This window comes from Nannocystis punicea (assembly GCF_026965555.1).
Lineage (GTDB): Bacteria > Myxococcota_A > Polyangia > Nannocystales > Nannocystaceae > Nannocystis > Nannocystis punicea.
The window spans coordinates 7827732-7842749 of record NZ_CP114040.1; the positions used below are offsets into that span (position 1 = coordinate 7827732).

General features: G+C 75.4%; 6 protein-coding genes. 2 read left to right on the top strand and 4 right to left on the bottom strand.

What is annotated here, in order from left to right; translation table 11 throughout:
- Nucleotides 1–39: 39 nt before the first annotated feature.
- The 4 genes from O0S08_RS30050 to O0S08_RS30065 all read right to left on the bottom strand — a co-directional run bounded on the left by O0S08_RS30050 (nucleotide 40) and on the right by O0S08_RS30065 (nucleotide 8458).
- Complete coding sequence (locus O0S08_RS30050; RefSeq protein WP_269032780.1) at nucleotides 40–3528, bottom strand: WD40 repeat domain-containing serine/threonine-protein kinase; 3489 nt, start codon at nucleotides 3526–3528, stop codon at nucleotides 40–42.
- Nucleotides 3529–4054: 526 nt separating this feature from the next.
- Nucleotides 4055–6220: a TlpA disulfide reductase family protein gene (locus tag O0S08_RS30055; RefSeq protein WP_269032781.1), complete on the bottom strand. Its 2166-nt coding sequence runs from the start codon at nucleotides 6218–6220 to the stop codon at nucleotides 4055–4057.
- Between the two features lie 10 nt (nucleotides 6221–6230).
- Nucleotides 6231–6872, bottom strand: coding sequence for an RNA polymerase sigma factor (locus O0S08_RS30060; protein WP_269032782.1), 642 nt, complete (start codon nucleotides 6870–6872; stop codon nucleotides 6231–6233).
- 101 nt (nucleotides 6873–6973) lie between these two features.
- On the bottom strand, nucleotides 6974–8458 hold the full coding sequence (locus tag O0S08_RS30065; protein WP_269032783.1) for a M20/M25/M40 family metallo-hydrolase: 1485 nt from the start codon (nucleotides 8456–8458) through the stop codon (nucleotides 6974–6976).
- Between the two features lie 268 nt (nucleotides 8459–8726).
- On the opposite strand from O0S08_RS30065, the gene O0S08_RS30070 reads away from it, so the two are divergent.
- Together O0S08_RS30070 and O0S08_RS30075 are read left to right on the top strand one after the other, a co-directional pair.
- On the top strand, nucleotides 8727–11396 hold the full coding sequence (locus tag O0S08_RS30070) for a PAS domain-containing sensor histidine kinase (protein WP_269032784.1): 2670 nt from the start codon (nucleotides 8727–8729) through the stop codon (nucleotides 11394–11396).
- Nucleotides 11393–15016: a PAS domain S-box protein gene (locus tag O0S08_RS30075; RefSeq protein ID WP_269032785.1), complete on the top strand. Its 3624-nt coding sequence runs from the start codon at nucleotides 11393–11395 to the stop codon at nucleotides 15014–15016. The genes O0S08_RS30070 and O0S08_RS30075 overlap by 4 nt, the downstream gene beginning before the upstream one ends.
- Nucleotides 15017–15018: the final 2 nt, after the last annotated feature.

Below are 15018 nucleotides of genomic sequence, written 5' to 3' on the forward strand. Positions count from 1 at the left end.
GTCTCGTGTTCGTGAAGACATGTCTCATACGACATGTCCTCACGAACATGTCTTGCCATACGGCCGGTCGCCGAAATGATGGCTCCACTCGGCGGGCGTCAGGTCGCGACCGGCGCGCGCGCAGGCCTCGGCGAGGCGGCCGTCGGGGGTGGCCGGGAACACGCGGGCCAGACCGTCGGCGCCGGCGGTGACGACCAGGCGGCCGTCGGGCGAGAAGCTGCCGGTCCACAGCGTGTGGTCGGGCTCGCCGGGGCCCGCGGCGGGCGTGTGCGGCAGTCGCAGCGACGTGAAACCCGCGCCGCTGCGCGACCACAGGCGGGCGGTGCCGTCGGCCGAGGCGGTGAGGATCGCCGCCCCGTCGGGGCTGTACGCCGCGACCCACACCGCGTCGGTGTGCCCGCGCAGCGACACCGGCTCCCCGCCGTCGAGCAGCCACTCGCAGGCGGTCCCGTCCGTCGAGGCCGTCAGCGCCGCCAGGCCGTCGGGGCGCAGCTGGATCTGGGCGATCGATCCCGCGTGCCCGCGCAGCTCGATCGGCGCCGCCTCGGGCCGGGCCAGCGACCACACCCGCGCCACCGCGTCGTCGCCGGCGCTGGCCAGGTAGCCGCCTTCGGCGCTGACTGCCAGCGCGCGGACCGGGCCGGCGTGGCCTTGCAAGCTGGCCTTTCGGACAGATGATCCGGGCAACGGCGTCACCCGCACCGGGCCGTCGTCGCCGGCGCTGGCGATGGCTGTCCCATCGGCCAGGAACTGAAGGACACGCACCGCGCCAGCGTGGGCCGCCACCTCCTCGAGGCTCGGCGGGCCGACCGGGGGGAAGCGGACCAGGTGGACCCGGCCGTCCTCGCCGGCGATCGCGGCCACCTCGCCGGCGGGGCTCCAGCGGGCGTCGAGGAACGCCGCGCCGCGGGACGCGGTGAGGCTGGCCGTCGGGACAGGTTCCTCGCCGCTCAGCGACCACAGGCGCAGTCGGCCGTCGCTGCCGACCGACAGCAGGCGGGCGCCGTCGGGGCTCGGCGCGAGCGTCACCGAGCCGCCCTCGCGGTGGCCCCCGAGGCGCGTGGAGGGCCGGCCGTCGCGCGGCCACAGGCGCGCGGAGCCGTCGAGGCCGGCGGTCACGACGGTGCGCGCGTCGGCGAGGAACGCCGCCTGCTCGACCCCGGCCGCGTGCCCGCGGAGCAGCCACGGGTCGTCGGCGATCCGCCAGCGGCGCGCGCTGCCGTCGACCGAGGCCGACAGCACGCGGGCGCCATCGTGCGAGAAGCGGGCCGCCACCACGCTGCCGGCGTGGCCGCGCAGGCGCAGCGGCGGGCCGCGGACGTCGAGCTGCCACAGCCACACCTCGCCGCCCGCGGGTGTCCCGAGGAGCAGGTTGCGGTCGGGCCCGATCTGCACCCCGAGCAGCGCCTCCTCGTGGCCCTGCAGCTCGATCCGCTCGCTGCTGCCGTCGCGCTCCCACACCCGCGCGCTGCCGTCGCGCGAGACCGTCACGACCTGCTGCCCGCCGGCCAGGAACGCCGCGCCGTAGACCTCGTCGGTGTGCCCGCTCAGCCGCTGCGGCGGGCCGCCGTCGACCGGCACGATCGCCGCGGTGTGGTCGGCCCGGGCGACCACGAGCTCCTGCCCGTCGGCCCGCCACTCGGCCGCCAGCAGCCCCGTGGCGCCCCTGGCCGCCGGCGGCGGCAGCTTGAGCGCGCGCGCCGGGTCGCCGGCCTCGGGCCACAGGCGCAGCGCGCCGTCGGACCCGAGCGTCAGCAGCAGCGCGCCGTCGGGGCTCCACAGCGCGCGCCGCAGGCCCTCGCTCGCCTCGCCGATCGCCCGCGGCGGCTCGCCGGGACGCAGCACGTGCGCGTGCGGCCCGTCGCGCACCACCAGGGCCCCGCGGGCGCTCCACGCCAGGTCGCGCGGGTCGGTGGTCGAGATGTCCCAACAGACAGGCGGCTCCAGTCCCCCCGCGGGCGCCAGCGCGTGCGCGCACGGGCGGTCGCCGGCGCGGGCGACCGCCAGCAGCTCCCCCTCCGCGGCGAACGCCAGGGCCCGCGCGCTACCTGTCCCGAAGACCACGTCGATCGGGGCCCGCGGCGCCACCGTCGACCACAGCGCGACCGCTCCGTCGCGCTCGCCGGTGGCCAACCAGCGGCCGTCGCGACTCTCGGCCAGGGCGTCGACCACCGCCGCGCCCGGCCTGGCGAACAGGTCGCTGCGCGGCCCCTCGAGCGCGTCGAGCAGCGCCTGCTCGACCTCGACCGGCGGCGCCTCCCCGCGCTCGCGGGCCGTCGACACCGCCGCGACCGCCAGCAACAACCGCAGCGCCGGATCGTCGCCCGCGTGCTGCCCGGCGGCCGCGGCCAGCCGGCGCGCCTCGCCGGCCGCCTGCGTCCGCTCGAGGTCCGCCGCGGTCGCGGCCGCCCGCGCCCGCTCCTCCTCGACGTCGCGGGCGTGGCGCGCCTCCAGCTGACCCCAGGCCCACAGCCCGCCGCCGGCCAGCGCGCCCAGCAGCACCAGCGCAAGGGCCAGCTGGCGGCGCAGCCGGGTCGGGTCGCGGCCCAGCGCCGACAGCAGCGCCTCCATGCTCGGCCAGCGCGCCGCGGGGTCGGCCTGCAGCCCGCGCTCCACCGCCCGCTGCAGCCAGGCCGGCACGTCGTGCGGGCCGCGGGCGATCGCCCCGGCGACGATCGCCGCGTGCACCTCCTCGCGGCGCTCGCCGGCGAACGGCCGCGCCCCGTGCAGCGCCTCGTGCAGCGCCACGCAGAAGCCGAACACGTCGCTGCGCGCGTCGGCCTCGCCGCCCTCGTGCTGCTCCGGGGCCATGTACGCCGGCGTGCCGACCACCGCCCCGGCGGCCGTCAGCGAGGCCGGCTCGCCGAGAAGACCTGTCCGCAGGGGCATGCCCATTCGGACCTGCTCTTTCGGACCTTCCCCTTCGGACCTGTTCTCCTGGACATCCATCGGCCGGGCCCGCGCCAGCCCGAAGTCGACCACGCGCGGGCGGCCGTCGTCGCCGACCAGCACGTTCTCCGGCTTGAAGTCGCGGTGGACCAGGCCGACGGCGTGGGCCGCCGCCAGGCCGCGCCCGGCCTGCACGTACATCGCCAGCGTCTCGCGCCAGCTCCGCGGCGCCCGCTGCTGCCAGGCGCGCAGGGTCTCGCCCTGGACGAACTCCATGGCGATGTAGACCTGCCCGCGGGCCTCGCCGACCTCGTAGACCTGGACCACGTTGGGGTGCGACAGCCTGGCCAGCGCCTGCGCCTCGCGCTTGCTGCGGGCCGCCGCCTCCGGGTCGTGGTGGCCGGGGTGGACCAGCTTGAGGGCGATCCGGCGGTCGAGCTGCTCGTCGTAGGCGGCGAACACCACGCCCATGCCGCCGGCGCCGACGCGGCGCAGCACCGCGAACCGACCGACCCGCTCCGACTCGCTGGGCGGCCCGAACAACCTGGCCTTCAGGTCAGCCCGTGCCAGCGCGTGCGCCAGCCGCTCCGGGTCGATCCGGAGCGGCGTGTTGCGGACGCTCCGCGGGTCGTCGGACATCCTCCGCGAGTCTAACCCGCAGCCGCGCCGCCCGGGACGCGCGTCCCCGCGCGCTCGCGCGGACCCTCGCGCCCACCCCCCGGAGCGCCTCGCGGGCGGCGGACGAGCCGCGTCGGCGAGGCGAGGCGAACCCGGCCGTCCTGGTCCAAGAACCAGGTGGCGGGAAGCTGTCGACACCGACATGTCCGCCGGGACCGGTCCGTCCGCGCCGCGAAGCCGATCCCGCGCTCGCGCGCCGGGCGGCGACCTCGCGGGCCGTGCCGCCCGGTGCAGTGCGAGGCCGGGCTCGCGGGCGTGCGCGGCGGCGAACGCGGGCCCTCGCTCCCCGACGCACCACTCGGGCATGTCCTTTGGGTCATATCGACGACGCCGGCCTCGTGCAGGCAGCCGGCTCGAACAGCGGCGCCGCGACCAGGCAGCTCACGCGAGCCGGCACGCCTCACGAACATGTCCATCAAGACATGTTCATACGACCAGACTCATGCGATCGCCTCTCGCCCGAGCGAAGGCCGACTGCGCTCGCCGCTCACCCCGCGCGCCCGCGCTCCGCCGCGCGCACCCCTTCGACGCGCCAGGCGAACTCGAGCGGCAGGTCGGGCCCGGCCCCGTCCGACACGTACGCGATCCGGCCCTGCCGGTCGAGGAACCACGTGGTCGGGAAGGACCACACCATGGCGCGCTCGCAGTAGCCGTCGCTCATCGCCACCGGGAAGCGCTGCGGGTGCTCGCCCAGCCACGCCTGGACCTCGTCGGGGCTGCCGATCGCGTGCACGCTCAGGACCTCGACGTCGCGCTGCTTCGCGTGGGCGTCGACGAACTCCTGCCAGCGCGGCAGCTCCTCGACGCACGGCTCGCAGGTGGTGAACCAGAAGTGCAGCACCACCAGCTTGCCGCGCGTCGACTCGCTGCTGACGACCCCGCCGTCGAGGCGGGTGAAGCGGAACTCCGGCGCCGGCTTCGGCTCGGCGGCGATCGCCGCGAACACCGCCTGCCGCCGCTGCTCCCGCGTGCGCGCCAGCATCTTCGCCACGTGCGCGTCGAGGCCGGCCAGGCCGCCGTGCGCGCGCTGCCACGCGGCCGCCAGCCCGCGCCGGCACGGGTCGTCGCCGGGGTCGCCGTCGTAGGCGTCGCTGCAGGCGACGAGGATCCGGTCGGCCTCGTCGGCGTCGCCGCGCAGCCGCGTCAGCTCGGCCTGCGCGAGCGCATGATCGTCGCCCTGGCTGCCTCGCTTGTTCGCCTCGGCCAGCGCCGCCTCGGCGTCTCTCACGCGTCGCTCGGCCAGGCGCACCCGCGCCAGCAGGTCGTACAGCCCGCCCTCGAGCCAGCCGTCCATGCCCTGGAAGGCGTGCCCCCTCGCCTGCGCCGCGGCGACCTCGTTCGCCACCGCCTGCAGCCCCTGGCGCACCAGCGCCTCGGCGCGCTCCAGCTCGGCGCCGCGATCGATCAGGGCGCGCGCGGCCGCGGCGAGGAACTCTCGCAGATCCTTGTGCACCAGCGGTCGCGCGGCGTCGATCGCCGCCACGACCTCGGCCGCCGACTTCGCCGGGTCGGCCAGCGTCGCCTCGAACCGCCGCAGCGCCGCCTCCTCGCGCAGCAGCGGATCGTGCAACCGCGGCCGGGCCAGGAACGCCTCGTCCGCGGTCCGCTGCGCCTCCAGCTGCGCCGCCGTCGGCTTCGCGCTCGCGTACGGGTTGGCGCCGGTGAGCGCGCGGTTGCGGCGAGCGAGCAACGCCTCGGCCGCGGGCGAGTCGGCGAACTCGCCGGCGATCCGGGCCTCGAGCTGCCCGGCCAGGCCCTCCTCGCCGACGAACCGGTACGTCTCCGCCGCCGCGAGCAGCACCGCCGGGCGCTCGCCGGTGCGCGCGAGCGTCGACGAGATGTCCTCGAGGACATCTCGCTTCCTGTCCGCCGGCTCGCGCGGCTGCAGCTGCAGCAGCCACCAGCGCTGCCGGCGGAGCTGCAGCGAGTCGGGCGCGCGCGCGAGGCCGCGGTCGACCCACGCCAGCGCCTCGCTCACCCGATTGGCCCGCAGGAGCTCGGCCCCGAGCAGCGCCGCGGTCGTCACGAACTCCGGGTCCGTCTCTGCCACCTCGTGGGCGTCCGCGAGCGCCAGCGGCAGCTGCGTCGCGTCGCCGGTCCGCAGCCGCGCCACCGCCCGGGCCCACCGCGGCGCCGTCGGATGCGCGGCCGCCAGCGCCATCAACTCGTCGCCGTGGCCCCACTTCGCCAGGGCAGCCGCCCGCAGCCGCACCGCGTCGGGGTGCCCGGCCAGCGCCTCGATCAACGTCGCGGTGCCCGCCAGGTAGAGCGGGCGCGCCGGCTCCGACTCCTCGTGCCACACCGCCATGCGGGCCCACAGCGCCCACGCGTCGCCTGGCCTTTCGGACACCCAGCGATCGGCCAGCGCCGCCGCCTCGAGGTTGCGACCGGTCCGGGCCACGCACGCGAGCCACCACGCCCGCGCCCGCCCGCTGCCCGGGTGCTGCTCGACCAGCGCCGCGCCCTCGGCCGCGCAGCCCTCCCCGTCGTCCTCGGTCAGCCGCGCCCGCAACCTGTCGGCGGCGACCTCGGCGGCGTCGACCGCCGGCGCCTCGCGCGAGACGACCCCCTTCGGCGCCCGCGGCGAGCAGCCGCCGAGGCCCAGGCCGAGCATCAGGCACATGACCTTCAGGACAGATGAACTCCGCAGCATCGCCTCTCTCTCACTCCCAGCCCTGTCGCCGCCGCAGCTCGCGGGCCCACGCCTCGAGCTGCTCCGGCGAGACATCGACCGCCGCGGCCGCGGGCGCGGCCGCCAGCAGCGCCGCGACCCGCTCGCGCAGGCGCTGGCGCCCGCGGGCGATCCGGCCGCGCACCGTCCCCTCCGGCAGCCCGAGCAGCGCCGCCGCCTCGCTGCCCGACAGGCCCTCGAAGTACATCAGCTCGAGCACGATCTGGTCCTCGACCGCGATCTCGCGCAGCGCCTGGACCAGGCACCGCGCCTCCCGCTTGTGCGCCACGATCGAGCTCGGCGACGCCCCCTCGCAGTCCTGCACGCACACCGCGGCGAAGTCGACCGCCTCGCTCCTGCGCTTGTAACGGCCGCGGATGTACTTGCGCAGCACGTTGCCGGCGATCGCGTACAGGAACTGGCGCGCCCCCGCCTCCCCGCGCCAGCGGTCCTTGCCCGCGGTGCAGCCGAGGAAGGTCTGGCCGACCAGCTCGGCGACGTCGTCCTCGCCGCACACCTTGTTGCGGAAGAAGCGGGTGATCGCGTCGAAGTGGCGGTCGACGAACGCCTCGCCGGCCGCGACGTCGCCGGCCTGCCACGCGCCCAGGAGCTCCCCGTCGCCGCGCTCGACCACGGCGGCACTCTACCTCACTGCCCGGCCGCGGTCGACCGCGCCGCCGCACCTCGGCCACGACATGCACGTTCCGCCATGTCTTTTAAAACAGATCGTCGTTCTCACTCGCGGGCGACCCGCGGGAACGCGGCCGGGCTGCGGTAGCCGTCGCGGTCGTAGGCGCGCACTGCGAACAGCCAGTCGTCCTTGCTGAACGGCAGGGTCGCCTCGGTGACCGGGCCCACGTCCACGGCGTGCTCCCACGCCGGCGCCGAGGTGGCCCGGCGCAGCACCTCGTAGCCGGCCACGTCGGGCTCGGGGCTGGCGGTCCAGCGCAGCGTCGTGTCACCGGTCAGCTCGGCCGCCATCAGCTTCGGGTCGCCGGGCGGCGACGGGGCGTTGGCGAGGTGGGCCAGCGCCGCGGCGTTGAGGCGGGCCACGTCGGCCAGGTACGCCGCGTCGACGTGAGCCGGCAGATCGCCGTAGGCCCGCCCCGCCTCCTCGCGCACGTCCTGGTGCTGGCGGTCGTAGTCCTCGGCCACCTCGGTGAAGCGCACGGCCGCGAAGCCCTGCTCGTTGAAGGCCGTGTGGTCGCCGCCGCGGAGGAATCGATCTGGCCGAAAGACCAGGCGAGGTCGCACCGGCAGCTCGTGCAGCGCGGCCACGTCGGCGATCAGGCGCGCCAGCTGCCGCGACGGCGCGTCGGCGAACCCTCCGGTCTGGCGCGCCAGCTGCCACGCGGCCGGGTCGGCGGTCGCCGGCACGCCCTCGGAGAACAGCCGGATCTCCGCGCGATGACTGCCGCCGCGCGGGTCGCTCGGATCGCCGACGATGTCGTTGGAGAGCGCCCCGGCGATCTCGAGGCCCGCCGCCCGCGCCGCCTCGGCGTGACGCCGCGCCCCGATCAGCCCCTGCTCCTCGCCGGCCGTGGCCAGGAACACCAGCGTCGCGTCGAAGCTGCGCGGCGCCATCACCCGCGCCAGCTCGAGCACCAGCGCAGTGCCCGAGCCGTCGTCGTTGGCCCCGGGCGCGTCGGACGTCGCGTCCATCGCGTCGCTCGCCCGCGAGTCGTAGTGACCGAGCACGTAGTAGCGCCGCCGTCGCGCCTCCGGCATCGACCCGGGCAGCACCGCGACCACGTTGACCACCTCGACCTCACGATCGATGCGCTTGCCGTCGGGCGCGACGCGGTGCGCGTCGAAGTCCGCGGTCATCGCCAGCTCGCCGGTGCGGCCGCTCGTCTGCGCCGCGCGCTGCAGCTCGGCCAGCAGCCACCGCCGCGCCGCCCCGATCCCGCGCGTCTCCGACGTGGTGTCGGACAGCGTGTGGCGCGTGCCGAACCCGGCCAGGCGATCGACGTCGGCCCGCAGGCGCGCCGCGTCGATGTCCGCCAGCATCGCAGTGACCGCGGCCGGCGCGGGACCGGCGAGCGACACCGAATCGCCCGCCGGCGCCGGAGCGGAGCGCACCGCGCCGGCGACCGTCGCCGGCTCTGCGGGCTGCGGCGTGGGGCTCACGGGAGCAGCGGCCGGCCCGCCGGGCCCGGCGGAGGGACCGCCGCACGCCAGCACCGCCGCCATGGACATGAACACGCGCTCGCGCAGCACCGCGCGATGGTAGCGGAGCCGGGCGCTCGCGTCGCCGTCGCGCGCTCGACGGCGGCGATCGGGCGGCGCGCGCCGGCGCGGGGGCGGTCTGCCACGACCTGTCCTTTAAGACTGGTGATGCACGCCCGTCGCCGCGGCGCTTCGCCCGATCGCCTCGCCGCCGCCGACGCCGGCCGGCGGGAGCGGCGCTGCCGACCGCCGCCCGCCCGCGGGCCGGCGCCACGCTTGAAAAGGGTCGGATCGGTTCTATGCCCCCTCCGAAGGAAGGATGGCCCGCGAGCGTCGCACCATCGGAGAGCTCCTCGCCGCGTCCGGCGCCTTCGTCGGTGACCACGACGACCTCGTCGAATGCCTCGAGCAGAGCGCCCTCGGGATCCACGTCGTCGACGGCACCGGCGCGATCGTGTGGGTCAACGCCGCGCTGTGCGCCGCGCTCGGCCGCGCCCCCGACGACTGCGTCGGCCGCCACGCCGCCGAGCTGCACGTCGACCCGGATGTCTTTACGGACATCTGGGCGCGGCTCGGCGCCGGCGAGCGCGTGCGCGGGCGACCGGCCCGCCTGCGCGGCGCCTCGGGCACCTGCGACGTCGTCCTCTCGGCCAGCGCCGGCCGCGACGCCCACGGCAACCTCGCCGGCGCCCGCTTCTGCGTGCGCGCGCCGGCCGTGCCCCCCGATCCCGCGGCCGCCGCGATCGTCGACGCCGCCCCGCTGGGCTTCGTGCGGGCGCAGCTCGACGGCACCGTCCTGGCCGTCAACCGGGCCCTGTGCGAGCTGCTCGACCGTCCGACCGCCGAGCTCGTGGGCAGCGACCTGTTCGCGCTCACCCACCCCGACGATCGCCAGTTCGACCAGGACAAGTTCGCCCAGCTGTGCGAGGGCCAGATCCGCAGCTACGCGCTCGCCAAGCGGCTCCTCCGCGGCGACGGCTCGAGCGTGTGGACGCGGCTGCACGCCGGCGTCGTGCGCGGCCCCGAGGGTCAGCCGCGGTTCTACTTCGGCATCGTCGAGGACATCGACGCCCGCCGCCGCGCCGAGGACGACCGCCGCCGACGCGAGCGGCAGTACGAGATCCTCACCCGCCTGTCGCCGGTCGGCATCTTCCTCGGCGAGGCCGACAGCGAGTGCGTGTTCGTCAACGAGGAGTGGGTGCGGATCACCGGGCGCACCCTGCCCGAGGTCCGCGGCGGCGGCTGGCGGCGCGCCCTCCACCCCGACGACGCCGAGCGGGTGATCGCCGGCTGCCGCCGCGCCTTCACCGATGGCGCGCTGTTCACCGCCGAGTGGCGCATGCTCCGGCCCGACGGCGCCACCGTGTGGGTGCTCGGCCGGTTCGCCGGCGTCGTCGACGACGGCGCGCGCAGGCTCTACGTCGGCACCATCACCGACATCACCGCCCGCGTGCGCGCCGAGCTCGATCGGGCCCGCCTCGCGGTCATCGTCGAGAACGCCGCCGACGCGCTGTTCCTGCTCCACTCCGACGGCACCGTGGCGATCTGGAACCCGGGCGCCGAGAAGCTGCTCGGCCGCCCCGGCGACGCGCTCCGCGGGCGCTTCATCGGCGACCTCGTGCCGGGCCACCGCCGCGACGTCGCGGCCGCGCTCCGGCGCGTGCTCGCCGGCGAGGTCGTGCGCGAGATCGAGGCCCAGGTGCAGCGCGACGACGACGGCCTGTCCTCCGTCACGGTCACTGCCTGCCCCGTGCACGACCCGAGCGGCGAGGTCTCGGCGATCTCCGTCATCCTCCACGACGTCACCGAGCTCAAGGACGTCGAGCAGGCGCTGCGGACCAGCGAGGCGAGGTTCCGCAGCCTGGTCGAGGCCACCGCGCAGATCGTGTGGTCGACCAAGCCGAGCGGCGAGGCGTTCGAGGACGCGCCGTCGTGGCGCGCCTTCACCGGCCAGACCTACGAGCAATTGCTCGGCGCGGGCTGGCTCGACGCGGTCGCCCCCGAGGATCGGCCCCGCGTCCGCGAGGAATGGCAGCACATCGCCAGCGGGCGCGAGCCCGGCAGCATGGCGTACCGCCTGCGCCGCGCCGACGGCACCTACGCTCACACCGAGGTGCGCGCGGTGCCGATGTTCGGGTCCGACGGCGAGGTCCGCGAGTGGGTCGGCGTGTGCGTCGACGTCAGCGACAAGCGGCGCATCGAGGAGCAGCGCGAGGCGCTGGTCACCGACCTGCGGCGGGCCATGCACTACCAGGAGATGTTCATGGCCGTGCTCGGCCACGACCTGCGCAGCCCGCTGTCGGCGATCCTCATGGCCACCAGCCTCGGCCTGCGGCGCAGCTCCGACGATCGCACGCGCCGGGTCCTGCATCAGATCGCCAGCAGCGGCCACCGCATGTTGCGGATGATCGAGCAGCTGCTCGACGTCACGCGGATCCGGGCCGCCGGCGGGCTCGAGATCCGGCCGACGCGGGCCGACCTCGCCGCGATCTGCCGCACCATCATCGACGAGCACCAGCAGGCCAACCCCGCCGCGCGGGTCGTCCTCGACGTCCGCGGCGACACCCGCGGCACCTGGGACGTCGATCGCCTGTCGCAGCTGGCCTCGAACCTGATCGGCAACGCCATCCAGCACGCCGAGGGCACCCCGGTGGCCACGGCGCAGGTCGACGGCCGCGACGCCGGCGTGGTCCGCTTCGTCGTCCACAACCGCGGCACGATCGCCCCCGACCTGCTCGGCGCGATCTTCGACCCGTTCCAGCGCGCCGCCAAGGGCTCGGCCAAGACCGCCGGCCTCGGCCTCGGACTCTACATCACCGAGCAGATCGCGCTCGCCCACGGCGGCTCCGTCGCCGTCGAGTCGACGCGCACCGGCGGCACCTACTTCCGCGTCGAGCTGCCGCGCCACCCGGAGCCGGCCACGCTGTCGCCGCCCGGCGCCCGCGACCCGGAGGGCGTGCCGCTCGTGCGAGGAGACGTGGTCGGATGAGCGGCGGCCCCTCTCCCCGCAACTACGAGCCGAGCGGCGGCGGGCCGGCGCTGCAGATGATCGTCGGCCTCGCCCGCGCGATCGCCCAGGCGCGCACCGACCCGGCCGCGATCGTCGAGGTCACCACGCGCACCCTCGTCAAGGACTTCGTCGACGGCAGCGCCGCGCATCTGCAGGCCGGCTTCGACGTCCGCGCCTACGCCCACCGGGACCTCGCCGCCGAGGAGTTCCTGCACGACAGCGTCGCCGCCATGCCGCTCGACCTGCTGCCGACCGGGCGGGTGATCGCCAGCGGCCGCGCAGTGTTCCACGCCCACCTGCCGAGCGACTTCACCGAGGACCTGCCGCCGGAGCTGCGCGCCTACGTGCGGCGGTTCGCCATCACCAGCGTCATCATCGTCCCGATCCGCGCCCAGGACGCCGTCGTCGGCACGCTGTCGCTGTGGCGCGACGACCGGGCGCGGCCGTTCTGCGACGACGACCTCGACACCGCCCACGTGTGCGCCGAGCACGTCGGCCTCGCGCTCGAGCACGCCCTGGTGTTCCGCGCCCTGCGGGACCGAGAGACCCGCTTCGAGCTGGCCGCGCGGGCCACCCAGGAGGTCCTGTGGGACTGGGACGTCACCACCAACCACGTGTTCTGGGGCGACGCCCTGTACGACGCCCTCGGCTGGCCGCGAGACCAGGTGCAGGCGACCTACGCCTGGTGGGCCGACAACATCCACGACGAGGATCGCGAGCGCGTGATGCGAGAGGTCGAGCAGGCGATCCGCGACAACCCCGACCGCGTGCGCTGGCAGCTCGAGTACCGGTTCCGCCGCGGCGACGGCGGCTTCGCCTACATCATCGATCGCGGGTTCGTGCAGCGCGACGAGGCCGGCCGACTGCAGCGGCTCGTCGGCTCGATGCAGGACGTGAGCGAGCGCGTCGAGGTCACCCGGCGGCTGGCGCGGCGCGAGGAGAGCTACCGCGCCTTCGTCACCAGCAGCAGCGAGGCCATCTGGTGCCTCGAGGGTGACGAGCCGGTGCCGATCGACCTCCCCGCCGAGCAGCAGATCGACCTGTGGTACGAGCGCAGCCGGATCCGCGAGTGCAACGACGCCATGGCGCGCATGGTCGGCTACGAGCGGGCCGACGAGCTGCGCGGCGCGCCGATGGGGCTGCTGTTCTCGCGCGACGACCCCCGCCTGCGCGAGCTCTACCGCGCCTTCATCGCCGGCGGCTATCGCCTCGTCGACATCGAGACCGTCGAGCACGACCGCTTCGGCGGCGAGCGCCACTTCCTCGGCTCCCTGCTCGGCACCGTCGAGGACGGCGGGCTGCGCCGCATTTGGGGCACCCGGCGCGACGTCACCGCGCTGACCCGCCAGGCCGCCGCGCCGCACGCCAGCGCCATCTTGCAGGCCGTCTGCGACAACACCCCGGACCTCGTGTTCGCCAAGGACCGCGAGGGCCGGCTGGTGTTCGCCAACCCGGCCACCATCGACGCCATCGGCAAGCCGGCCGAGGCCGTGCTGGGCCGGCGCGACGTCGAGTTCATGGACGCCGGCGTCGGCCGGGACATCAGCGACAACGACCAGCGGGTGCTGACCAGCGGGCGCTCCGATTTCTTCGAGGAGCAGGGCCCCGACGGCCGGATCTTCCTGTCCTCGAAGACCCCCTACCGCGACGCCTCCGGCGCCATCGTCGGCCTCATCGGCATCTCGATGGACATCACCGACCGCAAGCAGGCCGAGACCCGCCTGCGCACCACCCAGGAGGCGCTGTCGCTGGTCCTGCGCGCCGGCCACATGGGCACCTGGATGCTCGACGTCGGCACCGACGCCGCCTGGCTGTCGCGCGAGCTCGAGGACATCCTCGGCCTCGCGCCCGGCGGGGTGCGCGGGGAGAGCAACTTCTACGCCGCCGTCCACCCCGACGACCGCGCGCACTTGCGGGCCGAGATCCACGCCGCGGTGGCCGAACGGCGCGACTACATGATCGAGTTCCGCCTCGTCCGCGCCGACGACGGCGGCGCCCGCTGGATGGAGGGGCGCGGCCGAGCCGTCTACGACGAGTCTGGCCGTCCGACCATGATCTATGGGATAGGTATCGACATCACGCAGCGCAAGCAGGCCGAGCTCGACCTGCGAGAGAGCGAGCAGCTGTTCGCGCGCGCCTTCGGCAAGAACCCCAACCCGATGACGGTCAACGAGCTCCCCCGCGGCGAGTACCTCGAGGTCAACGAGGCCGCGATCAAGGCCCACGGGTTCTCGCGCGAGGAGATGCTCGGCAAGACCCCGCTGCAGCTCGGCGTCCTGGTCGACTCCGACGACGCCGAGCGCTTCAACCGTCTGCTCACGCGCCGCTCCTCGGTCCGCGACGTCGAGATCCGGCAGCGCACCAAGGGCGGGCGGATCCACACCGTCCTGATGTCGGCCGAGCGCATCGAGTACCGCAAGCGCCCGTGCGTGCTCACCGTCGCCGTCGACGTCAGCGCCCGCAAGCGGGCCGAGTGGGCCCTGCTCGAGAGCGAGGAGCGCTTCCGGCAGATCGCCGCCACCATCGACGAGGCGTTCTGGTTGATGGAGTTCTCGCCGCACTGGCGGTTCGTCTACGTCAGCCCCGGCTGGGAGCACGCCTGGCGCCGCGCGCCCGAGGAGCTGTACGGTGACCCCACCCTGTGGACCCGCGCGATCCACCCCGACGACCGCGCCGCCGCCGAGGCCTCGCAGCGCGACCTCGTCACCGGCGCCGTCGACTCGCGCGAGCTCGAGTACCGCGTCGTCCGACCCGACGGCGCGGTCCAGTGGGTCCGCGACCGCGGCACCCTGATCCGCGACGCCGCCGGGCGGCCGTGGCGGGCCGCCGGCATCGCCGAGGACATCACCGAGCGCAAGCTGGCCGAGCGCGAGCGCGAGCGGCTGGTCTCCGACCTGCAGGTCGCGATCGCCGTGCGCGACGACTTCCTCTCGGTCGCCTCGCACGAGCTGCGGACCCCGCTCACCGCGCTCGGCTTCCACCTCGAGCATTTGGTGCGCCTGGTCGACCGCGGCGAGCACGACTCGGCCGTGCTCTCGCGCAAGGTCGACGGCGCGATCCGGCAGATCGAGCGCGTCACCGCGTTGGTCGACAGCCTGATCCACGTCAGCCGCATGAGCCTCGGCCGGCTCTCGCTCGAGCTGACGGAGTTCGACCTCGTCGCCCTCGTGCGCGACCTGGCCGCGCGGGCCGAGCCCGACGCCGAGCGGGCGCGCTGCGAGATCCGCGTCGACGCGCCCGCCCAGCTGGTCGGCGCCTGGGACCGCAAGCAGCTCGACCAGGCCCTGCACAACCTCCTCGCCAACGCCCTCAAGTACGGCGCCGGCCGGCCGGTCGACGTGCGCGTGTTCGAGTCCGGGCGCGACGTCGCGATCGAGGTGCAGGACCGCGGGATCGGCATCGCCGAGGAGGACCGGCCGCGGATCTTCGACCGCTTCGAGCGCGCCGTCTCGTCGGCGCACTACGGCGGCTTCGGCCTCGGCCTGTACATCGCCCGCCGGATCGTCGAGGCGCACGGCGGCGTCCTCGACGTCACCAGCACCCCGGGCCAGGGCTCGACCTTTCGCCTGCAACTCCCGCGTCAGGCGGCGCAACCATGAAC

Bases quoted from the DNA above. Each gene is read 5' to 3' on its own strand.
- O0S08_RS30050 (WP_269032780.1), bottom strand. From the start codon at position 3,528: ATGTCCGACGACCCGCGGAGCGTCCGCAACACGCCGCTCCGGATCGAC.
- O0S08_RS30055 (WP_269032781.1), bottom strand. From the start codon at position 6,220: ATGCTGCGGAGTTCATCTGTCCTGAAGGTCATGTGCCTGATGCTCGGC.
- O0S08_RS30075 (WP_269032785.1), top strand. From the start codon at position 11,393: ATGAGCGGCGGCCCCTCTCCCCGCAACTACGAGCCGAGCGGCGGCGGG.
- O0S08_RS30070 (WP_269032784.1), top strand. From the start codon at position 8,727: ATGGCCCGCGAGCGTCGCACCATCGGAGAGCTCCTCGCCGCGTCCGGC.